The following is a 22,642-nucleotide window of genomic DNA, read 5'->3' as shown; positions in this document are numbered from 1 at the left end:
CTCGGAGCAGTTAAATATCCACTATATTGCGTATTAAATCATCAATCAAACAATGGCTTGGCTTTTTGCTTTATAAAACCGCGCAATTACAATCAAAAATCATTATAATTACCGCTGTCTTATAACTAGTCTAAAGGAAGTTTATGATCCTTTTTGTTAATTCACTTACTGTGATAGATTTTTCTTACTTATGTAACGAACGCGGCGCCGTTGGCGAAAGCTGGATTGTTGATTTAACTTTGCACGGTAAACTTAATGATGAGTCGATGGTGTTGGACTTTGGATTAGTTAAAAAACAAATTAAAGGTATTATTGATGAATGTATTGATCACCGTTTAGCTATTCCTAATAGCATAAATGGTTCAGTGACAGAATTTGATGAGTATAAAACACTTGATTGTACCTTCGGTGAAAACCACCATTTAGCAATGAGTGCACCACATCAAGCCTATTGCATGATTGATGCTAATGAAATTAATGTAGAGTCGGTAACTGCATTTTTAGTTGATACTATTTTGCCTAAACTGCCTTCAAATATTGAAAAAATAGAGTTGGTACTAAAACCAGAACATAGCCAAAGCTTTTATTACCATTATAGCCATGGTCTTAAAAAGCACGATGGTAACTGCCAACGGATAATTCATGGTCATCGCTCTCAAATAGGTATTAGCCTAGATGGTATTTCTATGCCTCGTTTACAAAAAGAATGGGCTATGCAGTGGGAAGACATATACCTAGCAACAAGTGAAGACCAAATAACATCGGAAAGTTTAAAATATATTACTGCAAAAGCCGATGATGTTTGTTTTGCTTACACATCAGCTCAAGGTTATTTTGAAATGGCAATTAGTGAAGCACGCTGTGATATTTTACCTATTGATACAACCGTTGAATGTATTGCTGATTATATTGCTGGGCAAGTTAAAGCCAAATACCCTGAACAAAATGTAAAAATAACAGCGTATGAAGGGGTTGGCAAAGGAGCAATCAGTTATGCTTAAGTCACTTTTATCTACGTTGGTTGTCGCTTTAGTGAGTGTAAATTCGTTTGCTGTTGAACTAAAAGGGCACCTTACTCAAGGCGGTTTAGTGACCGGGAAGCTGAGTGATGTACAGTCTGTTAGTTTAAACGATACACAGTTAAAGCTGTCAGAAAATGGTGACTTTGTATTTGGTTTTGGTCGCGACGCAAAAGCAAATCATACACTTAGCTGGGTTGATGCAAATGGAAAAAAACATACTCAGGAATTAGTGATTACTAAACGTGATTACAACATTGACAAAATTACGGGCGTTGCAAAAAAGTATGTTTCTCCGCCTAAATCTGTAAGTGAGCGTATAAGCAGAGAAGCGGTTGCTGTGAGAAAAGCGCGTGCTGTGAATTCAGATCTTACCTTCTTTTTAGACCCTGTATTAAAACCAGCGCAAGGTAGAATATCTGGTGTTTATGGTAGCCAGCGATACTTTAATGGTGAACCACGTCGCCCTCATTTTGGCTTAGATATAGCAAACAAAACAGGTTCTCCGGTGTATGCACCCATTGGTGGCACCGTTGTATTTGCAGAACCTGATTTATATTATTCAGGCGGTACGCTTATTTTAGATCATGGCCATGGAATTACCTCTACTTACATTCATTTAAGTAAGCTAGATGTAAACGTAGGTGATAAAGTTAAACAAGGTAATAAAGTTGCTGAAATTGGTGCAACCGGCCGTGTAACTGGCCCGCATTTAGACTGGCGTTTTAACTGGAAGGGTGAACGCTTAGATCCGGGTTTATTAATGCAAGATACGTTAGCAAACAAAAAGTAGAGACTATGACAGACGTAAATCGCGATGCAATTATTGCTCAGCGTATAAAAGATTCAACTACATCAGTTACAAAAACAGTGTTTCCAGGGCGCACTAATCACCACAATACATTGTTTGGTGGTGATGCATTGGCATGGATGGACGAAGTTGCATTTATTGCTGCTACTCGTTTTTGCCGCAAGCCTTTGGTTACTATTTCGTCTGATAGGGTAGACTTTAAAGAAGCCATTCCTGCAGGTACATTTGCTGAACTAATAGCTAAAGTAGTGCATGTTGGTAATACGAGTTTAAAAGTAGACGTAGATATACTGTTAGAAACAATGCATAAAGATGATAAACACTCAGCAATAAGTGGTAGTTTTACGTTTGTTGCTGTAGATGATAATCATAGGCCAACCCCCGTAGTATGCGATAAAATGATTAACGGGTTTAAGTAAAAGCTATAAATAAAGATAAGCATCTATTAAGGTGCTTATTATTTTACACACAAAGAACACATCATACTAAATTTTGTTTTAAAGTTATCTTTGCATTAGCTATATTGATAAAGTAACTAATAACCAGGTAAGAGGGCTTATTAAGAAATAAACCCTATATGAATGATTTATAATGATTAAAGTACCATTGCTGCAATCCAGCCGAATATTAATAATGGAATATTAAAGTGTAAAAAGGTTGGCACAACCGAATCCCAAATATGATCATGCAGACCATCAGCGTTTAAACCAGAGGTGGGTCCAAGTGTTGAGTCAGAAGCAGGGGAGCCTGCATCGCCTAAAGCGCCAGCAGTCCCTACAAGTGCAGCAGTTGCCATCACTGAAAAGCCAAGTTCTAAACACAAGGGAACAAATAAAGTTGCAATAATTGGTACCGTTGAAAAAGAACTACCGATTCCCATTGTGATTAGCAAACCTACTAATAAAATTACCGCCGCGGCAATGGGTTTATTTCCATCAAATAAATTTGCGCCGCTGTTAACTAAGCTTTGTACATCACCCGTCGCTTGCATAACCGATGCAAAGCCTTGGGCCGATATCATAATAAAACCAATCATGGCCATCATGGCAACGCCTTTGCTAAATACGTCGCCATTTTCTTCCCATTTAACAATACCAAATAGGCTAAATATCATGACACCTACCAAGCCGCCAAGTATCATTGAACCACTAATATTTTGTGCAATTAATGAAGTGAGCACAGCGAATAATCCAACCACCATTACTTTTTTAGGATTTTTGATAGGCTCAGCTTTGCTCTGATTATTCATCGTGCTCGCTGTATAATGTCGTTTCTTTTTATACGTGACAAACACAGCAATCAGTAGGCCAATAAACATACCTAACGCGGGAATAAGCATTGCGATGGGTACACTGGTATTTACAATTTCAAGTCCATTATCTATAAGGTTTTTATGTAAAATCGAGTATAAATATATCCCACCAAAGCCATATGGCAACACCATGTAAGACGTTGCTAAACCAAATGTTAAAATGCATGCAATAGCGCGTCTATCCAGTTTTAATTTATTAAATACAACTAATAAAGGCGGAATTAAAATAGGGATAAATGCTATGTGAACAGGCACTAAGTTTTGTGAAGAGATAGCGCAGGCTAAAATAATCATCAAAATAAAATAACTCAATAATGTTTGGCTTCCTTCACTCTTGGCATCAACCTTGGCTAAGAGTTTTTCAGCCAATATGCGAGTTAGTCCAGACTTTGATATTGCCACTGCAAACGCGCCTAACATGGCATAGCTCAGTGCAATTTCTGCGCCTGCGGATAAACCTGAATTAAACGCATCTAAACTTTGTTTTATTCCTAAGCCAGCAGTTAATCCTGCCACTATAGCGGATAAAGTCATTGCCACAATCACATTGACACGAACTAAGGTAAGCGCAAGCATTAAAATAACGCCAACAACAACAGCATTCATAGTTTTCTCTATTTTGAACTTTTAATTAATTTTATCAGATCTTTAGCTTGGGTTTTGCGCTCTTTGGTAAATGGTTTGTTAGCATAGCGACTGTTTTCAAACAAATGTTTAAATTCTATTAGCTCTTTAGAGGCGCTTGGCTTTTTCTTTGCCATAAACTCAAGTTGTTGTGATGGACTGAGAGAGTCGGTCGATGTAATATTTTTTTTATTTCCCCAATGCAAAATCTCGTTATACGCTTTAACAATGGGTGGCAGTTTAGCCGTTTTTGTTTTTGGCCAGTTTAAGTAAATAAAATAAACAGCAAAACAGAGTGCTGCGGTTATTAATACAAACAACGGAACCAACCAACTTGTTTTATTACCGAATAGCGACTTTAAAAAATCATTTTGTTTTTCTTGATCAAAACCAAGTACCCAGCTTGACCATTGATAATCTAATTGCTCGAGTTCCAGCCTTAACCAGTTTATTGCGGCAAAGTTACTTAAGCTGACTAAGCCAAAGTCTAAATTATTTTTAAACTCTTCGTTTAACTCTTGGTTTTGAGAAAGCGATCCATTTAATCGCTCTGGAGCAACAACCGCCGTGGCATCAAAAATAGTCCAGCCTTTATTTTGTAAATAAACTTCTACCCAAGCATGGGCGTCGTATTGGCGAACAGTGAGCGTATTGTTGTCGTTATTATATTCACCACCTAAATAACCACTCACTACACGAGCAGGAATACCTGCAGATCTAAATATATACGCAGCAGCACTGGCATAATGACCGCAAAAGCCACGTTTATTTTCAAATAAAAATTGATCAAGAGTGTTATTGCCCGACATTGGGGTAGGGGTTAACGTATAGGTGAAATTTTGCTCTACGAAGTAATTAAGTAACGCGTTATAAAATGTTTGTTCATTACTTACTTGCTCTTTTAACTGCATGGCAAGTTTATTAGTTTTAATATTTTGCTTAAAGCCTAAATAAGTGTACCTGTTTTGCTCAAACTCATTGAGGGGATTCACTGAAAATTGATAGCTTGCTACATTGTATTGCAGGCTTTTGGCTTGATAACTTTGTTTTCTGAGCAAACCAAGCGCATTAGCGTCTACATTTTTACTGTTACTAGTTGAGTAGGTTAATCCATAAAGCCACTTTTGTGTTGCAGGCTCTGCAATGACTGAGTAGTTGGCAATAAGCGTGTTTTGCTCGGTTGCTAAATTTTGATTTGATTGTTGATTATTATATTTTAAAAAGTCAGACGTAAGCCATGCATTACCATTAAATTCATCATGAATAATTGCACGCCAATAGTAAGGCGTTAGAGGAGGTTGTTTACTAAACGTTGCTCTAAAAACAAGTTCATCTGAGTTAGATAATTTAGCAATATCAAAAGGGTCGACTTGTTCAGAAAGTCCAGTTTTAGCTAGTTTTGGGCCGGGCAACTGCCAAAAAGCAGGCATTTTTGGTAAAAACAAAAGTAGAAATATGGCCAGCGGTAATGCCATTAATAACAATTTTGAGCTTTGTTTAGCGCTTATTTTTAGATTATGTTTAGACTCAAGTAGTCCAAGAACAGCAAAGTTTAATATATATAAGCCACTTACCGTTAACGTAGTTACTATTGTTTGGCTAAATAAATAAACAGAAGACAAAGAGAAAAACGTCAGTGTGGTTATAACATGATAGTGCTTTTTGTTTTTTGCTTGTAGTAATTTAAATAAACTTGATAACAAAAGCATAGCAACAAACAGTATTACAGTATCGGACATTCCGATTGTAAATACCATTAAGCCCAATGCGCCTGCGGCAAGTATATTTGCCAGCCATGCATTAGGCTTTGCTATGTTTTTTCCTGTTATAAATGCATTCCAAAGGCATAACCCAGCCAACACACTAATAAATGGAAGCGGCAAGTGGGATGTAAAAAATATAACTAAGCAGGCGTAAATAAAACATAACGATAAATTAATTACTTTTTCGTTTTTAAGTTCAATCATTATTATCACCAGCAAAAGAACTTAAGCTTTCTAAACATTGTTGCTTATGTGCTTGCCCAGTGTTGATGTTAATTAATGTGTTTGGCAATTTTAACATGAAAGGGGTGTTGTGTTCAGTGGCTTCACACACTAAATAACATAGCTGACTTAAACGTTGCTCAGTGGCGCCAGTCATTAGATTAAAATCAAATAATGCATTCGTTGTTTTAAAATCAACAAAGTCTTTTACTAATAATTGTTTGGTTTTGGCATAGTGCTTCCAAGATATTCTGTTTAAGCCCATTTCAGGCTGATGAATTAATAGGTTTTCGAATTCTTCTGTACCAGGCTTTTTTGCCATTCCATTTTGTGCGTATTCGTCTTGCGAAGAAATATGCGCATCACTAAGCACATATTCGTGGGCTGGGTAAACATAGGTTTTAGTTTGTATTTGTAAGTAGCTCCACACAGATACCAAACCAAAAGGATAATTACTGGCTATTTTTATTCGTTGGAGTTCATAACTGCCTCGGTTTTCATAAGGAAGTGGCAAACTACTACTAATCGACTTATTTGAAATTGTGTCGTAATGAGTATGTGCTTTTAGGTCATTGTTGTAGGTAATAGAAACCGACTGACATATAGAGTTACTTTGTAAACTCAATTTTAAAATTGGCTTTTGCGGAGAAAAGCTCGGCAATACTTTATCAAAAGTAACTGTTAACCCTTTTGCGTTGCTGTACCCCATAAAAACAGCCAGTACAATGACTACAAACATTAAATAAGACATTACCAAAATTAAATTATTTTGATAGTTAATACCCATTACAAAATTTAAAATAGCAACAATAACAAAATACCACCCTAAGGAAGACGGCAGTACATAAATTGTATTGTGTTCAAGCGTAATAGAATTTTTAAGGTGTTTGTTTTTTAGAAACTTTTCAAAAATTATCCGTTTAAAAGATGTAAATAAACTAACTCGTTTTGCTTTTTTAGCTGGCATAAAGGCTATACCGGAACCGGCACTGCTTGTAACAGCTCTCTTACTTGAGCTTCGCCCGAGTCGCTATGCAATCCCAAACGGTGTAGGCAAACACTTGAAAACACCGCCTGCACATCTTCAGGAATTACAAAGTCGCGGCCATCTATATATGCCCATGATTTAGCGGCTTTGGCTAATGCAATACTTGCACGAGGTGATAATGAAGCTGCAAATGAATGACTGTTTCTCGTAAAGTTTACCAATTCAATAATGTAATCAACAATCGGTATACTCAGTGTTACACCGTTAATTTGTGTTTGAATTTGTTTTAATTGTTGCTCATCAATTCGCTTAGGTAATTGGCTATAGTCACGTTTTTGTAAATTTAAAATTAAACGTTTTTCTGCATCTTTTGTTGGAAAGCCCAAGCTAATACGCATCATAAAACGATCTAATTGTGATTCTGGTAGCGGGTATGTACCTGACTGATAAAGTGGATTTTGGGTAGCAATAACAAAAAATGGATCGGGGAGGTTATACTTTTTACCATCAACCGTGACTTGTTGTTCTTCCATCGCTTCGAGTAAAGCACTTTGTGTTTTAGGACCGGCACGATTTATTTCATCAGCTAATACAACTTGGCTAAAAATAGGGCCTTTATGAAAAGTAAAACTATGTTCATTACTATTAAAAACATTTGTTCCAAGTATATCTGCAGGTAACAGGTCGCTGGTAAATTGAATACGTTGGTAAGATAAGCCAAGTACAGTAGCTAACCCATGCGACAATGTTGTTTTGCCCATACCGGGTAAATCTTCAATTAATAAGTGGCCTTGACTAAACAGGCAAGTAAGCGCTAATTTTATCTGCTTTTGTTTTCCAAAAATAACATTTGATAAGTCGTCTATGATCGCGGTAACGGTGCTTTGCATGCTAACCTTTTATTATTTTATGAGTTCGAGACGTTTCATTACTGTGTCTACTTTTTTGGCATTAAAAGGTTTTGCTATAAATCCTTTAGCCCCTAGCTCCCATGTATTCTGTACATTTTCCAAACTGTTATGTCCAGAGCACATAACTACATGAGCGTGAGGGTAGGTTATATTAATAAATTCTAAAATATCAGTCCCATCAGAGTCGGGTAAATCCACATCTAAAAATATAACATTAGGGGATTTTTTATCGATAACCGGTTTTGCAGAGCTAAAATCAGTGCTTTCTAAAATGTCTTCATAACCCAGTTCGGTTAAAATTTGATTTAGATAATCTCGAATTTCTTTTACATCGTCAATGATGAGGATAGGCTCTAGTGGGCGAACAAATTCCATATGTAAGTTACTTCTTTTAATACTTCTCAAGTATTTTAATATTAAGCTAAGGCTTACATAACCTCAAGAATGTTGCACAAAAAATCACTCTATAACACTACTTTAATCAAACTATATGTGTTTAATAATGAGGGTCTGTTGATCTTTCAAGATTTAATCTCATCAGTCTATTTGGTATTCAGGCAAGTTAGAGTCTAAAAAGTGTGGGGATTACCCATAAATTGACCATAACACAGAAGTAGTTATCGAGCCCACTTGGTTACAAAGCTCGCGCCACCATTAAACAGCCCCAGTTTGAACGATTTTTAATCCGCAAAAAACAACAGACCCTAGGCCCTGCATATAAAAAGCATTAACAACCCGTATAAAATCAATACTATATTCCTACCTTTATCGTCATTAAATTTAATAACATGTTTAATCATACTTTTTTCACTTATTAATTTTATTACACAAACTATTGATATAAATACATTTAATTAACAATTTTAAATTTGTAAATGTTTTGTAATAAAAAACCGTTGACCTATCAAATTCATTCTGTGATTATGCCCACCAGTTGAGCTTATGCCCATTAATGAAATTTGTTACAGTAATTCAACTTAATGCTCGCATAACTTTTCTACACACTCACACTAAACACTACACAAAACGAAGAGCTTATTATGTTAAAAAACAAAAATACAAAATTCGCAATTTCACTTTTAACTGCCGCTATGGCTTCATCTATGCCCGCACACGCTGACATGTCTGACTATTTAGACCGCATTGATGTTGATTTTCTATTAATGCAAAACTTTCAGTCTATTCAAGCTAAAGACGGTGCATTTCGTCCAGATGATGAAGTACAAGAGTCTGGTTTTGGGCGTATAAGAGCAAATTTACAGCTTAAATTTCACATTAATGAATTTATCACGGCAGATATAGATATAGCTGAAGAACCAAATGATTTTGGTGGCGGCGATCGAGACTTTTCATTTCATAATGACTTTGCTGGTGTAGAGTTTGACTTACTTGGCTTATATGGCACACCAAAAGATGATGAAAATCTAACGCTTAGATTAGGCAATATTGGTGCAGCGCCATTTCAGTTTAAAGGCTTTCAAGATGGTGCAGATAACCAAGGTAATGCACTCATTGGTAATGGCATAACCGACTACGCAACTGCGGAGAACGGCGCGCAGCTTAGTTACACTAAAACATACGATAGCGGTATGCTTCGTTCATATAATGTTGCGGGTCATATAACAACTTCTAGTTTTGGCGAAGCGTTTCAGCAAGACCGTGGTTATAATTATCGTCTTCAAGGTACTTTGGAATTTGAAGGTGGCTTCAAAGCTGGTTTAAATTTTTTCAAAGCCAATCAAGGCGACCAATTGAATTTTGAAAATGGCGTAGCTAGTTTAGATGGAGTAACTACAACAAACTATCGTTTTGGCGATGGTGAAAACTATAACTTTTCTGCCTCACCATCAAATGAGCGTGACACGCATGTAGGCGCAATGCCTGGACTTGAGCAGTCAATAATACAGCTAAATCTAGCATACCAACCATCTGATGAAACAAGCCTAGTGTTTATGGTTGGTAAATCATCAGATGATTACACATTTGCAGATGCAGCGGGTAATGCAGTAGCAGGTATCACTTACTTTGGTACCGATGGCGTAGCCGACGCTAATGGCACAACGTACGATTCAAACAGTGTGATAAAAGGTGATACATCAGTAGAATATTTTGTGTTTGAAGCACAACAATACCTTATCCCTAAACAGTTATATGTAGCGGCTCGTTATTCGGATGCAGAAAATACATCTGATTTAATTGAGCAAACAGACAATACAGTAGAGCGTATTCAAGTTGCTGCAGGGTACTGGTTTAACGATAAGACGTTATTAAAAGTTGAATATGTAAATCAAGAAGAGGGTGTTAATTCTGCAGGCCAAATAGGCGCAGGTTTTGACGGTTTCACATCTGAGATTTCAGTTAAGTTTTAACTTTTATTCAGTGGCTTTGTATTTAATTCAACTAGTTTAATCTGTTAATTAGGTACAAGCACACTATTTAACGTGACAAATAAGGTATTTACGATGAAAAACAAATTATTAATGCTTGCCTGCGGCATCATGGCAATGAGCAACGCGTACGCTAAAGAAACTATTACAATAGCTACTGTGAATAATGGTGACATGATCACCATGAAAGAACTTAGTAACGAGTTCACAAGCCAACACCCTTATATCGACTTAAAGTGGGTAACACTTGAAGAAAATATACTTCGCCAGCGAGTAACAACCGACGTTGCTACAAAAGGGGGTCAGTACGATGTTATGACCATCGGTACTTATGAAGTACCAATTTGGGGCAAACAAAGCTGGTTAACAGAGTTAGATAACCTAGGTAAAAATTACGATTTAGATGATTTAATACCCGCTATTCGAAGTGGGCTTACCGTAAACGATAAGTTATACGCTGCTCCTTTTTATGGTGAAAGCTCAATGGTAATGTATCGCACTGATTTGATGGAAAAAGCCGGTTTAACAATGCCGAAAGCACCGTCTTGGGATTTTATCCGCAAAGCGGCTAAAGCCATGACAAACAAAGAAGACGGTGTTTATGGATTGTGTTTAAGAGGTAAAGCAGGATGGGGTGAAAACATAGCTCTTATTACTTCAATGGCAAACTCTTTTGGTGCACGTTGGTTTGATGAAAACTGGAAGCCTCAATTTAATACTCCAGAGTGGGAAGCAACACTGCAATACTATGTTGATGTTATGAATGAATCGGGTCCAGCGGGTTCATCAGCGAATGGATTTAACGAAAACCTAGCGTTATTTCAAACTGGTAAGTGTGGTATTTGGATTGATGCGACCGTAGCCGGTGCTTTTGTAACGAATAAAAAAGACTCTGAAGTAGCGGATAAAGTAGGATTTGCACTCGCACCAGATAACGGCTTAGGTAAACGCGGCAATTGGTTATGGTCGTGGACACTCGCTATTCCTTCAAGCAGTAAAAAACAAGATGCTGCAATGAAATTTATAAGCTGGGCAACATCTAAAGAATACACACAACTTGTAGCCGATAAAAAAGGCTGGGCAAAAGTACCGCCAGGTACACGTAAATCTCTATATAACAATCAGCAGTATATTGAAGCCGCACCATTTGCACAAATTACGCTTGATTCTATTCAAACTGCCGATCCGAAAAACCCAACCGTAAAACCAGTTCCTTATGTTGGTATTCAGTTTGTTGCTATTCCTGAGTTTCAAGGGATAGGAACAGCAGTAGGGCAACAATTTTCAGCCGCTTTAACTGAGCAAATGACCGTTAAACAAGCGTTAAACTCGTCTCAGCGTTTAGTAGAAAGAGCAATGCGTAAAGCACGCTACCCTAAGTAATATCACATATGGTGGGCAAGCTCTCAACTTGCCCTATATTTAATGCCAATTCTACTTATGTTCTTAAATATATTATTAAGGGTTTCTGATTTTCACTTAATAGTTAGTAAATAGAATTGGCTTTTTAAAGGTCACCGTTATGGCAACAACTAACTCGCGTACGCTTGCTCGGTTCATGCTTCTTCCTAGCGTAATATTGTTACTCGCTTGGATGATTGTTCCGCTGTGTATGACATTGTATTTTTCATTCATTGATTACAATTTATTAGTTCCGGGTGATAAAGAATTTGTAGGATTTTTAAACTATGAGTTTTTTCTTACCGACCCGGCATTTTTTGAATCTTTCTTTAACACGCTGTATTTAGTAACCGGCGTTCTGTTAATTACCATTTGCGGTGGCATAGGTTTGGCTATTTTATTAGATCAAGCAATATGGGGCCGTAATTATGTTCGCATTATGGTACTTGCGCCATTTTTTGTAATGCCTACGGTATCTGCATTAGTCTGGAAAAATATGCTTATGAACCCTGTAAATGGTTTATTTGCTCACTTTGCTATTTGGTTAGGGTTTGAGCCAATAGACTTTTTTGCCCAAATGCCGCTGTTCTCAATCATTATCATTGTGTCTTGGCAGTGGTTACCTTTTGCTGCGCTTATTTTGCTTACGGCGATTCAATCACTTGACCGCGAACAATTAGAAGCCGCAGATTTAGATGGCGCAGGTCCTTTTAGCAAATTTTTCTATATTGTTTTACCGCATTTATCACGCGCTGTTACAGCGGTTATATTAATAGAAACTATATTTTTACTTTCTATATTTGCTGAAATATTGGTTACAACAAGCGGTGGCCCAGGTTACTCATCGACAAACATTACCTATTTAATTTATACCCAATCATTACTGCAGTTTGATGTAGGCGGTGGTTCGGCAGGTGGCATTGTTGCCGTGATCATTGCAAATATAGTCGCCATATTTTTAATGCGCTTAATTGGCAAAAACTTGGAGGGGTAAGAATGAGTATTAAAAATAACACACGTTCAACACTTATTTATACCATAGCTGCATGGACTGTTAGCTCAATGATTTTCTTCCCAATTTTATGGACGTTAATCACTAGTTTTAAAACAGAATCTGAAGCTATTTCAGCCACACCCACTCTATTTGCATTCGAGTGGACGCTTGTAAACTACTCAGATGTTCTGTCGAGATCACCATACTTTACTCATTTTTGGAACTCGGTTGTGATTTCATTAGGGTCAAGTTTAGTCGGTTTATTAATTGCTGTGCCAGCAGCATGGTCTATGGCTTTTGTACAAAGTAAAAAAACGAAAAACCTTTTAATGTGGATGCTTTCTACCAAAATGCTTCCGCCGGTAGGGGTGTTAATACCTATTTACCTTTTATTCAGAGACTTTGGTTTGCTCGATACAAAATTAGGTTTAGTTATTGTGATGACCCTAATAAATTTACCCATTATGGTGTGGATGCTTTATACCTATTTTAGAGAAATACCCGGTGAAATTTTAGAAGCATCACGCATGGATGGTGCAACTATTGGCGAAGAAATATTCCACGTGCTATTACCTATAGCCTTGCCTGGGATTGCCTCAACACTATTATTAAACGTTATTTTATCGTGGAACGAAGCATTTTGGACCCTGATTTTAACAGCAGCAAATGCTTCACCTTTAACCGCATTTATTGCCAGTTATTCAAGCCCAGAAGGGTTATTTTACGCCAAATTATCGGCAGCATCTGCTATGGCCATTGTGCCAATTTTAATTCTTGGTTGGTTTAGTCAAAAACAATTAGTACGTGGCTTAAGCTTCGGCGCAGTAAAGTAGGAGAACACACATGGGCAGCATCACACTAAAACAAGTAACTAAAAACTTTGATGACGTAAACGTTATTAAACCGTTAGATTTAGAAATTAAAGATGGTGAATTTATTGTATTTGTTGGGCCATCTGGTTGTGGTAAATCAACATTACTACGCATGATTGCTGGGCTTGAAGACACTACAAGCGGCAATATAGAGATAGACGGGCAAGATGCAACACATACACCGCCAGCCAAAAGAGGCTTGGCGATGGTATTTCAATCTTATGCGTTATACCCGCATATGAGCGTGCGTAATAACATTGCTTTTCCACTAAAACGTGCAAAAGTTAGTCCAGCTGAAATAGAGTCTAAAATTGCAAATGCCGCTAAAATTCTTAATTTAACAGATTATTTAGACCGTAAACCGGGCCAGTTATCGGGGGGACAGCGTCAACGTGTAGCAATAGGGCGTGCAATAGTTAGACAACCATCGGCATTTTTATTTGATGAACCACTATCAAATCTTGACGCTTCATTGCGTGTAAATATGCGCTTAGAAATATCTGAGCTACATAAAAGCTTAGCTACTACAATGATTTATGTAACACATGATCAAGTTGAAGCGATGACAATGGCCGACAGAATTGCTGTATTTAATGGTGGCATTATTGAGCAAGTCGGCACTCCATTAGAGCTTTATCAACACCCAGTAAATAAATTTGTTGCAGGTTTTATTGGTTCACCAAAAATGAATTTTATTGAGGTTCCAAATACCGAGACTAACGAAACAACAAGCTTAGGTGTTCGACCAGAGCACTTTATAATTTCACAAGATGCAGGCACATGGGCAGGTAAAGTTGGAGTAATTGAGCACTTAGGATCAGAAAGTTTTTTACACGTAACACTGACAAATGGCACCACTGTAACAGTTAAAGCCGATGGTGATTGTCCGCTAGAATACGGCGATTCGGTATTTTTAACTGCACAAAAAAATAAAGTGCACACGTTTGATACTAATGGGAATACTATTAAAGTTAACAACTAAATTGTAGGCTTACCAATGCCTTGTACTATGAATATAGTATAAGGCATCCGTTATTTCATATTATTGACTTCGGCATTATATAAATAAATGATATATTTATATTAAAGTTGTAGGTTTAAGCCTTTAAATTATATAAATAAATGTTATTCCTTAAATAAAAGAGGTTTAAGTGGCAAAGTTATCGAACACAGAAATTAGAAAGCTCGATGATGCAGCAAGAGCAGGGTGGTTGTATTACGTTGCGGGAAAAACCCAAGATGAAATAGCAAAAAAGCTTAATGTATCGCGTCAATCAGCACAACGAATGGTGGCTTTATCAGTTAGCCAAGGATTAATAAAAGTAAGACTTGATCATCCCATTGCCAAATGCATGGATTTAGCGCAAAAATTAAAAAGTCGATTTGGTTTAGTTTCGTGTGAAGTTGTACCAAGCGATCCTTCAGAGCCTTCAGAGCCTTCGTCGACAGTCGGCTTGGCACAAGCTGGCGCAGCAGAAATACAACGCCATTTGAAATCAGAATCACCTAAAGTATTAGCGATGGGAACCGGCAGAGTTTTGCGAGCTGTTGTTGATGAACTACCAACACTTGATTGCCCACAACATAAAATAGTTGCTATGTTAGGTAACATGGCGTTAGATGGTTCAGCTTCGCCTTATGATGTTGTGGTAAGAATGGCCGAACACACTAATGCAAAACATTATCCGATGCCACTACCAGTTTTACCGCGTAGTATTGAAGAAAAAAACCAACTCCATGCACAACATAATATAACAGCCAATTTAAAACTCGCTAAAAATGCAGACGTAACCTTTGTTGGCATTGGTAGCTTAGGTGAAAAGTCACCATTACATATAGATGGGTTTGTTGACGCAGAAGAATTAAAAGAACTGCAAGGCTTAGGTGCCGTTGGGGAAATGATAAGTTGGGTTTACGATAAAAATGGTCAATTATTAGATTGCACTGTAAACCAACGCGTTGCCAGCACGCCATTAGTAACTAATGAAAACAAACAAATTTATGCTATAGCTGCAGGTGAAGAAAAAGTGTTGGCAATATTAGGTGCAGTGAGATCTAATATGATTAGTGGTTTAATAACGAACGAATACACAGCAGAACGCTTACTTAGTATTGATTAAACAATTAATACATAGGCTATTTATTTAAAAAAATTTAAGTTAAATAAAACCATGTAATGTCCGATACCGTCTAGTATTGGACATAGTAAGAGTGCAATTATGCGCTCTTGCTATTTAATACATTACTACCTATAATTTATATTATGTTAAATAGGTTAATTTACTTAGTTAGTAAGGTAAAGTACTTACCTATTTAACGTATATAACGCTCTATTTAACTATAATTTGGTTTCAAGTGGTAATTAGCGGTATCCAATATACCGCTAACCTTAATGAGTTTTTAGTTACACCCTAGCTCGTTTGATAAACCAAATAAAGATGACTCTATCGTTTGCGCCTGATTACTCGTTAAATTAGGTAATACATTAATTCCAGTTCTACTCTCAACTTCATCAATACTGACTTGGGTGTTACAGAAATTGTCTCTGCGGCCTGCAGTTTGCTGCATAATAAATGCTGATACTTTAATAGTGCTACCAGATTTTTTCATTACGATTTTAAAATAACCACTGGGTATTGTGTGGTTTTCGTTAGCACGCGGTAAATCTGCAAAGTAATATTCGTACATTGGGCCTGTTACTACATAAAGGTTATTACCATCCTCAACATGATTTCTTACAGCAGTTTCAAGCCTAACCCATGGACCTTGGTTTAATGCAGAAGATTGAGGTGTGATATTAGAAAGCAAATTTGTTAAACGCCAATCAGCTGTATTACTAAAAGATGCTAATGGTACCTGATGCCCTCGGTCGGTATTAATTGTTGCGTATGCATCTGTGTAATCACTGGGCTCTAGTGTGTAATGTGAATATAAATCTGGGTCTGCTTTCCAACTTCTTGATCTTGATGGGCCACTCATTGTATCGGGAGTAACTTGGTATGCTACCCAGTCTGCAAATTTGGTATAACGATTATTTTTTAGGGTATAAATACTACGTTCAATCGTTTTGCCGTTATTTAATCCTGTTGGGCAACCTTCTAAGCAATTTGCTGCATCGGCTGTTGAAGCGATAAATAAGCTTGATACGGTTAATGATATTTTTAATAATGCTTTCATTGTTGTTTTATCCTGTATAAATGAGGATAAAAAACTAACAAGCCTTTGTTACAAATATATGTAAATTTATAAATATATTCAATAAGTTAAATAGAAATCATGCATTTAAGACTTAATCATTATGTTTTAATGTTAAAACTTTAGTTCTATTTAATCGCTTAATAAAAATACGCTAAGCCCCCTATTATATCTATTAACGCGTTTGACTTAGATCTTAACTTACAAACAAAAAAAACGCAGGCAAATGCCTGCGTTTTGTGATTACATAAAATATAGTTAATGCAGTGCGGCTGTAAATGGGATGCTTTTACAAATTTCAGCTTCAGCAATTAGTAATTCTTCCAAGCGTACGTCTACTTCTTCTTTATCAAAGTATTCGTAAGCTAATTCAACAAAAAGGTTTTTATGTTTTTCTTCTGATTTAGCAATGGCCACATAAAAATCTTTTTCTTTACCAGCTGGTAATGCTTGGGCAACTAATGAAAAACGCTCATGCCCACGAGCTTCAATTACGCCGCCCACTAATAACCTATCCATTAAAAAACCATCACGACCGTGTCTAAATAAAGCGCGAATTTGTTTTATGTACGGGTCTTTTTGGTCATCACCTAGCGTTGTATCGCGTTCAGTTAATAGTTTAAGTACTTGTTTAAAATGTATTAGTTCTTCAAGCGCTAGGTCTGTCATCGCTTTAACAAGTTTACGCTTGTCTGGATAGTGCGAAAGCATAGAAATAGCCATGCCCGATGCTTTTTTTTCTGCAGCAGCGTGATCTTGTAAAAAGGTATTAAAGTCGGCAAGTACCGCTTCGGTCCATTCAAATGGAGTATGGTATTTTAATTCAAACATAATAAGTACTACTTAAAAAATAATGCGAGGATTTTAGCGTATTTTGTATTAAAAATCTTGATGGAGTCGCTAAAATTAAATCTGATAAGGCAAATGTTTATCTATACGCCCTTTCGCTGTCGACTCTATTTTTAAGGCGTGCTTTATATCATTCCACGCAGTGACTTTTCCGCCCATATTCATTTTTTCAAAACCTGTTTTATCGCTTGTTAATTCTAAAAAATCACACAGTGCTTTATAACTTGCAGGTTTAGCTATATCAATAGATAAAAAATCTTGCGGGCGGTGTTTAAAGTAGCGCTTGGCTGATTCAAAATGGCTGGTGTAACAATTTACTAAATAACTATCATCGTTAATATTTTCAAGCGACATTTCACTAAAGGTATTTAAATAACAGCGCTTTATATGAATATTAAAACCACCATCGCCGCGCGTTAAATTAGTATGCATACGCGTTAAAAGCTGTTTAATAGAAGGTAACCATGCACTTAGTTCGCGCTCTAGGTAAATAAATTTAGAATCTGGGTAGTGCTTATCAAGTACTTGGTAGTCGTTAAATATGGGGGTGTCGGCGATCGCCGTTGCATTTTTAAAACACGTTTGTGTGTAGGCAGTATGCGCCGTTGCAATACTCAGTTCTAAAAACGCATGGCACACACTTGTTGTGCCAGTACGCGGAAGGCCGATTATAAATAGTTTATTCATTTAGCTATTACGGGTAACAAGCAGTATAAATGCGCTAATAACCATGACTAAAAATGTGGCTACAGCACCTATTTGACGATACTTTAATTTTGCCTCTACTATGCCTAAATTATGAAACACGCGCCCTATTAACAGCGCGGCACCCAATATGTTGCAGTAATGGCTAGCGAGGCCTTGGTATTCAGCTAAAAAAAGCAAAATAATTGTAAAAGGTACATATTCCATAAAATTTGCATGAGCGCGAACTGCACGCTGTAGTTTAACATTACCGTTATCACCGAGTGATATTTGCTCTTTTTTACGCACTTTAATTACATTAAAGCTCAGGTAAATGTAATAAAACGCAAGTAAAGCAGCATAAGTTGAAATGATCACAGTGTATTCCTGTCATTTATTATTTGAATATTACATTAGCCGTTAGCCACGTAATTTTAATTTGGAATAATAACATATATTTTGATAAGCATTATCAGAAGTTTAGTGCTCAACTATGCTAATGTAGTTAAATAGATTTTAAGCTCACATAAGGATTTTATGTTTGTACCTCGTAAAGTAGCCGATAGTTATCGTGAAATGATAAACAGTATTGGTTTTTATCCCTCGTTATTTTCGATTGGTTTTTTACTGTTTGCCATTATTACTATGTCACTTGAATATGTAGCGCCGGTTGAACAAATAAAATCATTTATTTCAGTGGTTTTAGTTGATAGTGCTGAAAACGCACGTACCATTTTAAGTACCCTTGCGGGCAGTATTATATCGCTTACCGTGTTTAGTTTTTCTATGGTTATGGTGGTTTTAAACTCCGCTAGTGCAAGTTTATCGCCACGTGTTGTGCCTGGACTTATTACCCGTAAATCTCACCAAATGGTGCTTGGCTTTTATTTAGGTAGCATAGTTTACTCAATTATTATGCTTATAAATATTAATAAGCTTGAAGGTGGCGATACAGCTATCCCCTCTTTGGGGGTTTTATTTGCGCTCGTATTTGGTTTGATATCGCTGGGGTTATTTGTATTTTTTATCCACTCTATTTCTAAAGCAATACAGGTTGATAACGTTTTAAATGGCTTGTTTAGACAAACCAAAGCAGAGATAAAAAGCATACAAACTAGGCAAGCAGAGTGTCCTTTTAATGACTTCCCAGATTTTACGCAGTGGCATTCAATTAAAAGTACAACAGAGGGTTATTACAAAGGCGTTCACACCGACAAGCTGTGTGCACTTTTAGAGCATGAAAACATCCGTATTTATATCTCTGTAAATCAAGGTTACTTTACAGTTAAAGGGTATCCTTTTTTAAAATGCGATAAAGACATATCAGCCAATGAAGCGCTAATAGCTAAAATTTTAGACTGCTTTATTTTTTATATAGAAGAGTATATTAGCGATCATTATCGTTATGGCTTAACGCAAATTTCTGAAATAGCGGTCAAAGCAATGAGCCCAGGGATAAACGATCCTGGTACTGCGGTTAAATCCATAGATATGCTAAGTATTTTGCTTATTAAGCGCCTTGAAATAAGCGACATAAATTACTCGTTTAAGCACACCGATAACGAACCGCTGTTATTTATACACGAAACAAGTTTTGATGAGCTATTACACGATAATTTTACGCCACTGCGTAATTACGCTAAAAGCGATGCTTATGTAATGACTAACGTACTTGAAGCGTTTAAAAACATTTTGTTTGTGGCTCATGACGATGAAGATGCGCGCAATAGTTTGTTTAACTACTTAAACGCCATAGTCGATGACATTAATGAGCAAGTGACGAATGAGTACGACAGGCGCGAAATTAAAAATATGCTTAATTCTATTACCCGAATAAGTGAGCAACAAGGTGAGAAATTAGTGGCGCGTTTTGAGCGCCACCAAGATTAATCACAATTTTAGCGACCGTTAATATAGTTACTCTATGAAGTATATTGCATAGCTTGAAGCAGTCACTTTTATTTCTCCGGCATGGTAGGCATCGGGTACAAAGTTACCTGGTGTACTATCTGCTTTCATCATTGTTTGCTCGGCGCGCATATAAGGCTGAGATGTTACATTCATTGGGCTAAGCGAAGCTGTATAAAGCCCTTTAAGTTCCACCCCGTAATCTTCACTAAACTCTTTTGCTGCATCGCGGGCATCTTTAATAGCAAGCTTTTGCGCTTTTTTATGAAGCTCGTTGTAATTACTTGCTAAAAATTGTGTGTGATTAATTTCGTTAATCCCGTTGTTTACTAAGCTTTGTAATAGCTCTGGGTATTTTTTTATATCACTTAGTTTTAAGGTAAGTGTGCGCGACACTCTGAAGCCTTTGAATTCTTGCGACCCCGATGTGCGGTTATACTGGCTTTCACGATTTATTGAAATGTGGCCTGCATTAATATCCCCTTCCTTTACACCCACTTCCTTAACGATCTTAATTGCTTTAGCCATTGCGGTATCTGTTCTGTTTTTAGCTGCAATTAGGTTTTTATCAATTTCCGTGATACCAACGCTTAGTTGAACATAGTCTGGCATTGTCGTTAAGGTTGCTTCACCTTTAACATAAATATGGGGGGCGTTTGGTGTTGAGGCCGCAAGCGTATTAAAGCTAACAGCTGTTAAAGCTAAAGCGCTGCCTAAAAAGAGTGTGAGTGATTTCATAGCGTTATCCATTGTATTTAATTAACTCTATTAAAGAGCCTACGTGGTTAACAAAAAATGAACAAGCACAAAAAAACAGGCAATTGCCTGTTTTTTGTTATTAGCTGTAACTTAACGTACAGCCTGAGTTACTTTTAATTACGAGTACCGTAATTAAACACTGCAACGTTTGTAGTTGCGGTATTTTGGCAACCAGTAATTTTTATCTATTGCTGCCCAAAGAGCATCGTCAGAAATTTCTAATGCTACGCCCTCTTCTATCGCTTTTTTAGCAATAGCAAATGCAATGCGTTTACTTAGCGTTTCAATTTCTGTTAGCGCGGGTAGTAAACTACCTTTTCCGCTGTTTGCACGCGGTGAAGACTCAGCAAGCATTTCACTCGACACGCTAAGCATAGCATCGGTAATACGTGTTGCTTTAGCAGCAATAACGCCTAAACCAATACCAGGGAAAATATAACTATTGTTACACTGTGGAATAGGGTAAGTTTCACCATTGTATTGAACAGGATCAAACGGGCTTCCTGTTGCAACTAATGCTTTACCATCGGTCCATTTAATTACATCTTCTGGGTGTGCTTCTACCTGCTTAGACGGATTACTTAATGGGAAAATTATAGGTTGTTCACACGTTGAGTGCATTGCGCGTATTACTTGCTCTGTAAACAAACCTGGCTGACCCGATACACCAATCAATATATCTGGTTTTGCACAGTGCATTACATCCAGTAGCGACGCATATTCACCGCTGTAAGTCCAATCACTTAACGCATTAGTTGGCTGTGCTAAAGCTTGCTGGAAATCTCGCAAACCTTCCATTCCATTCGTTAATAAACCAAAACGGTCAACCATAAATACTTGGCTACGTGCTTGCTCTTCAGAGATACCTTCAAACACCATTTGGCTAATAATTTGCTCAGCAATACCACAACCGGCAGAGCCAGCCCCAACAAACACCACTTTTTGTTGGCTTAATGTTGAGCCTTTAACACGACAGGCGGCTAATAAAGAACCAACTGTGACTGACGCTGTGCCTTGAATGTCGTCATTAAAGCTACAAATTTCTTCACGGTAGCGCTTAAGAAGTGGCATCGCATTAGGCTGTGCAAAGTCTTCAAATTGAAGTAATACACTTGGCCAACGGCGCTTAACCGCTTTGATGAATAGATCTAAAAACTCATCGTACTCATCTTGTGCAATACGTTTATGGCGTGCACCCATATACATTGGGTCGTTTAACAGTTTTTCGTTATTGGTACCTACATCAAGCATTACAGGTAAGGTGTATGCTGGGCTAATACCCCCACATGCTGTGTAAAGCGATAATTTACCAATAGGAATACCCATGCCACCAATACCCTGATCGCCTAAGCCTAAAATACGCTCACCATCAGTTACCACTATTACTTTTACTTTACCTTTTGTCGCATTACGTAAAATATCGTCAATTTGGTAACGATCTTCATACGAAATAAACAAACCGCGTGCGCTACGATAAATATCGGAGAACTTTTCACAGGCATCGCCCACCGTTGGGGTGTAAATAATTGGCATCATTTCTTCAAGGTGATCGCGCACTAGGCGGTAATAAAGCGTTTCGTTGTTATCTTGAATTGCACGTAAATATATGTGCTTATTAAGATTGTCGGTAAAGCTTGAATATTGTTGATAACAACGCTCAACTTGCTCTTCAATTGTTTCAAAGCGTGGAGGAAGTAAACCTGCAAGGTTAAAGTTTTCGCGCTCTTTTTTACTAAATGCACTGCCCTTATTCAGTAAAGGCGTTTCAATAAGGCCAGGGCCAGAGTGATGAATATATAGGTAATTAGGATCAGTATTTGTTGTCATATTTCCAGGCTTTAATGGAGTCTTAAGTTATGATCTGTCATTATCAATGCTCAGAATTTAAATGCAATGAACATAGTACTTGTCAGACCATTGAGAATACAAACACGCACATAGGT

21 protein-coding genes are annotated in these 22,642 nt (G+C 37.2%); 10 read left to right on the top strand and 11 right to left on the bottom strand.

Going from position 1 to position 22,642, the window contains the following annotated elements:
* The first annotated feature begins 143 nt into the window (after positions 1 to 143).
* The 3 genes from AC27I2_RS15475 to AC27I2_RS15465 are packed head-to-tail and all read left to right on the top strand — an operon-like array spanning position 144 to position 2,249.
* The gene (locus AC27I2_RS15475) at positions 144 to 1,001 is read left to right on the top strand and encodes a 6-carboxytetrahydropterin synthase (protein WP_138527680.1); all 858 of its coding nucleotides are present in this window, start codon (positions 144 to 146) and stop codon (positions 999 to 1,001) included.
* Entirely contained in the window at positions 994 to 1,812 is an 819-nt protein-coding gene (locus AC27I2_RS15470; RefSeq protein WP_138527678.1) for a M23 family metallopeptidase, read from the top strand. Before AC27I2_RS15475 ends, AC27I2_RS15470 begins: the two co-directional genes overlap by 8 nt.
* Before the next feature lie 5 nt (positions 1,813 to 1,817).
* Complete coding sequence (locus AC27I2_RS15465) at positions 1,818 to 2,249, top strand: acyl-CoA thioesterase (RefSeq protein WP_058404001.1); 432 nt, start codon at positions 1,818 to 1,820, stop codon at positions 2,247 to 2,249.
* Between the two features lie 176 nt (positions 2,250 to 2,425).
* Here the strand turns inward: AC27I2_RS15465 and AC27I2_RS15460 are convergent, their stop codons facing one another.
* Genes AC27I2_RS15460 through AC27I2_RS15440 form a run of 5 tightly spaced genes read right to left on the bottom strand, consistent with a single transcriptional unit; the run spans position 2,426 to position 8,025 of the window.
* Positions 2,426 to 3,748, bottom strand: a complete 1,323-nt coding sequence (locus AC27I2_RS15460; protein ID WP_487204779.1) for a Na+/H+ antiporter family protein — start codon at positions 3,746 to 3,748, stop codon at positions 2,426 to 2,428.
* Positions 3,749 to 3,756: 8 nt separating this feature from the next.
* On the bottom strand, positions 3,757 to 5,733 hold the full coding sequence (locus AC27I2_RS15455) for a transglutaminase TgpA family protein (RefSeq protein ID WP_138527674.1): 1,977 nt from the start codon (positions 5,731 to 5,733) through the stop codon (positions 3,757 to 3,759).
* On the bottom strand, positions 5,726 to 6,718 hold the full coding sequence (locus AC27I2_RS15450) for a DUF58 domain-containing protein (RefSeq protein WP_138527672.1): 993 nt from the start codon (positions 6,716 to 6,718) through the stop codon (positions 5,726 to 5,728). Before AC27I2_RS15450 ends, AC27I2_RS15455 begins: the two co-directional genes overlap by 8 nt.
* Positions 6,719 to 6,723: 5 nt before the next feature.
* A complete protein-coding gene (locus AC27I2_RS15445; RefSeq protein WP_138527670.1) occupies positions 6,724 to 7,629 on the bottom strand; it encodes an AAA family ATPase in 906 nt (301 codons plus the stop codon).
* Positions 7,630 to 7,641: 12 nt separating this feature from the next.
* Positions 7,642 to 8,025: a response regulator gene (locus AC27I2_RS15440; RefSeq protein WP_138527668.1), complete on the bottom strand. Its 384-nt coding sequence runs from the start codon at positions 8,023 to 8,025 to the stop codon at positions 7,642 to 7,644.
* A gap of 665 nt (positions 8,026 to 8,690) precedes the next feature.
* On the opposite strand from AC27I2_RS15440, the gene AC27I2_RS15435 reads away from it, so the two are divergent.
* The 6 genes from AC27I2_RS15435 (at position 8,691) to AC27I2_RS15410 (ending at position 15,424) form a co-directional block, all read left to right on the top strand.
* Positions 8,691 to 10,019 (top strand): hypothetical protein, encoded by a 1,329-nt coding sequence (locus AC27I2_RS15435; RefSeq protein ID WP_487204778.1) that lies wholly within the window; start codon positions 8,691 to 8,693, stop codon positions 10,017 to 10,019.
* A gap of 93 nt (positions 10,020 to 10,112) precedes the next feature.
* A complete protein-coding gene (locus tag AC27I2_RS15430) occupies positions 10,113 to 11,420 on the top strand; it encodes an ABC transporter substrate-binding protein (protein WP_487204777.1) in 1,308 nt (435 codons plus the stop codon).
* Positions 11,421 to 11,559: 139 nt separating this feature from the next.
* Positions 11,560 to 12,432, top strand: coding sequence for a carbohydrate ABC transporter permease (locus tag AC27I2_RS15425; RefSeq protein WP_002960879.1), 873 nt, complete (start codon positions 11,560 to 11,562; stop codon positions 12,430 to 12,432).
* Between the two features lie 2 nt (positions 12,433 to 12,434).
* Positions 12,435 to 13,265 (top strand): carbohydrate ABC transporter permease, encoded by an 831-nt coding sequence (locus AC27I2_RS15420; protein WP_138527662.1) that lies wholly within the window; start codon positions 12,435 to 12,437, stop codon positions 13,263 to 13,265.
* Between the two features lie 10 nt (positions 13,266 to 13,275).
* Complete coding sequence (locus AC27I2_RS15415) at positions 13,276 to 14,286, top strand: ABC transporter ATP-binding protein (RefSeq protein ID WP_058404010.1); 1,011 nt, start codon at positions 13,276 to 13,278, stop codon at positions 14,284 to 14,286.
* 169 nt (positions 14,287 to 14,455) lie between these two features.
* Positions 14,456 to 15,424, top strand: a complete 969-nt coding sequence (locus AC27I2_RS15410) for a sugar-binding transcriptional regulator (RefSeq protein ID WP_487204776.1) — start codon at positions 14,456 to 14,458, stop codon at positions 15,422 to 15,424.
* Between the two features lie 280 nt (positions 15,425 to 15,704).
* Here the strand turns inward: AC27I2_RS15410 and AC27I2_RS15405 are convergent, their stop codons facing one another.
* From AC27I2_RS15405 to AC27I2_RS15390, 4 genes are all read right to left on the bottom strand, one after another.
* Positions 15,705 to 16,481: a DNA/RNA non-specific endonuclease gene (locus AC27I2_RS15405; RefSeq protein ID WP_058404012.1), complete on the bottom strand. Its 777-nt coding sequence runs from the start codon at positions 16,479 to 16,481 to the stop codon at positions 15,705 to 15,707.
* Positions 16,482 to 16,757: 276 nt separating this feature from the next.
* On the bottom strand, positions 16,758 to 17,330 hold the full coding sequence (locus AC27I2_RS15400) for a MiaE family protein (protein ID WP_138527656.1): 573 nt from the start codon (positions 17,328 to 17,330) through the stop codon (positions 16,758 to 16,760).
* 75 nt (positions 17,331 to 17,405) lie between these two features.
* The gene (locus AC27I2_RS15395) at positions 17,406 to 18,035 is read right to left on the bottom strand and encodes a sulfotransferase (protein WP_487204775.1); all 630 of its coding nucleotides are present in this window, start codon (positions 18,033 to 18,035) and stop codon (positions 17,406 to 17,408) included.
* Positions 18,036 to 18,410 carry an MAPEG family protein gene (locus AC27I2_RS15390; RefSeq protein WP_058551958.1) on the bottom strand — a complete coding sequence of 125 codons (375 nt, stop codon included), beginning with the start codon at positions 18,408 to 18,410 and terminating at the stop codon, positions 18,036 to 18,038. It abuts the gene before it with no gap.
* 159 nt (positions 18,411 to 18,569) lie between these two features.
* Between AC27I2_RS15390 and AC27I2_RS15385 the strand changes: the two genes are divergently transcribed.
* Positions 18,570 to 19,922 carry a DUF2254 domain-containing protein gene (locus AC27I2_RS15385; RefSeq protein ID WP_487204774.1) on the top strand — a complete coding sequence of 451 codons (1,353 nt, stop codon included), beginning with the start codon at positions 18,570 to 18,572 and terminating at the stop codon, positions 19,920 to 19,922.
* 27 nt (positions 19,923 to 19,949) lie between these two features.
* Here the strand turns inward: AC27I2_RS15385 and AC27I2_RS15380 are convergent, their stop codons facing one another.
* Entirely contained in the window at positions 19,950 to 20,678 is a 729-nt protein-coding gene (locus AC27I2_RS15380) for an SIMPL domain-containing protein (protein WP_487204773.1), read from the bottom strand.
* 153 nt (positions 20,679 to 20,831) lie between these two features.
* Positions 20,832 to 22,526: an NAD-dependent malic enzyme gene (locus AC27I2_RS15375; RefSeq protein WP_058404018.1), complete on the bottom strand. Its 1,695-nt coding sequence runs from the start codon at positions 22,524 to 22,526 to the stop codon at positions 20,832 to 20,834.
* Positions 22,527 to 22,642 lie beyond the last annotated feature (116 nt).

Source organism: Pseudoalteromonas sp. NH0006-46 (assembly GCF_057547735.1).
Note: the sequence above shows the minus strand (reverse complement) of the source record. Positions and strands in the feature narration are given on the sequence as shown.

What these genes read in the sequence shown, in the direction of transcription:
- AC27I2_RS15470 (WP_138527678.1), top strand. Translation starts at nt 994, where the DNA reads ATGCTTAAGTCACTTTTATCTACGTTGGTTGTCGCTTTAGTGAGTGTA.
- AC27I2_RS15380 (WP_487204773.1), bottom strand. Translation starts at nt 20,678, where the DNA reads ATGAAATCACTCACACTCTTTTTAGGCAGCGCTTTAGCTTTAACAGCT.
- AC27I2_RS15465 (WP_058404001.1), top strand. Translation starts at nt 1,818, where the DNA reads ATGACAGACGTAAATCGCGATGCAATTATTGCTCAGCGTATAAAAGAT.
- AC27I2_RS15435 (WP_487204778.1), top strand. Translation starts at nt 8,691, where the DNA reads ATGTTAAAAAACAAAAATACAAAATTCGCAATTTCACTTTTAACTGCC.
- AC27I2_RS15450 (WP_138527672.1), bottom strand. Translation starts at nt 6,718, where the DNA reads ATGCCAGCTAAAAAAGCAAAACGAGTTAGTTTATTTACATCTTTTAAA.
- AC27I2_RS15455 (WP_138527674.1), bottom strand. Translation starts at nt 5,733, where the DNA reads ATGATTGAACTTAAAAACGAAAAAGTAATTAATTTATCGTTATGTTTT.
- AC27I2_RS15420 (WP_138527662.1), top strand. Translation starts at nt 12,435, where the DNA reads ATGAGTATTAAAAATAACACACGTTCAACACTTATTTATACCATAGCT.
- AC27I2_RS15460 (WP_487204779.1), bottom strand. Translation starts at nt 3,748, where the DNA reads ATGAATGCTGTTGTTGTTGGCGTTATTTTAATGCTTGCGCTTACCTTA.
- AC27I2_RS15415 (WP_058404010.1), top strand. Translation starts at nt 13,276, where the DNA reads ATGGGCAGCATCACACTAAAACAAGTAACTAAAAACTTTGATGACGTA.
- AC27I2_RS15385 (WP_487204774.1), top strand. Translation starts at nt 18,570, where the DNA reads ATGTTTGTACCTCGTAAAGTAGCCGATAGTTATCGTGAAATGATAAAC.
- AC27I2_RS15430 (WP_487204777.1), top strand. Translation starts at nt 10,113, where the DNA reads ATGAAAAACAAATTATTAATGCTTGCCTGCGGCATCATGGCAATGAGC.
- AC27I2_RS15475 (WP_138527680.1), top strand. Translation starts at nt 144, where the DNA reads ATGATCCTTTTTGTTAATTCACTTACTGTGATAGATTTTTCTTACTTA.
- AC27I2_RS15440 (WP_138527668.1), bottom strand. Translation starts at nt 8,025, where the DNA reads ATGGAATTTGTTCGCCCACTAGAGCCTATCCTCATCATTGACGATGTA.
- AC27I2_RS15395 (WP_487204775.1), bottom strand. Translation starts at nt 18,035, where the DNA reads ATGAATAAACTATTTATAATCGGCCTTCCGCGTACTGGCACAACAAGT.
- AC27I2_RS15400 (WP_138527656.1), bottom strand. Translation starts at nt 17,330, where the DNA reads ATGTTTGAATTAAAATACCATACTCCATTTGAATGGACCGAAGCGGTA.
- AC27I2_RS15445 (WP_138527670.1), bottom strand. Translation starts at nt 7,629, where the DNA reads ATGCAAAGCACCGTTACCGCGATCATAGACGACTTATCAAATGTTATT.
- AC27I2_RS15375 (WP_058404018.1), bottom strand. Translation starts at nt 22,526, where the DNA reads ATGACAACAAATACTGATCCTAATTACCTATATATTCATCACTCTGGC.
- AC27I2_RS15425 (WP_002960879.1), top strand. Translation starts at nt 11,560, where the DNA reads ATGGCAACAACTAACTCGCGTACGCTTGCTCGGTTCATGCTTCTTCCT.
- AC27I2_RS15405 (WP_058404012.1), bottom strand. Translation starts at nt 16,481, where the DNA reads ATGAAAGCATTATTAAAAATATCATTAACCGTATCAAGCTTATTTATC.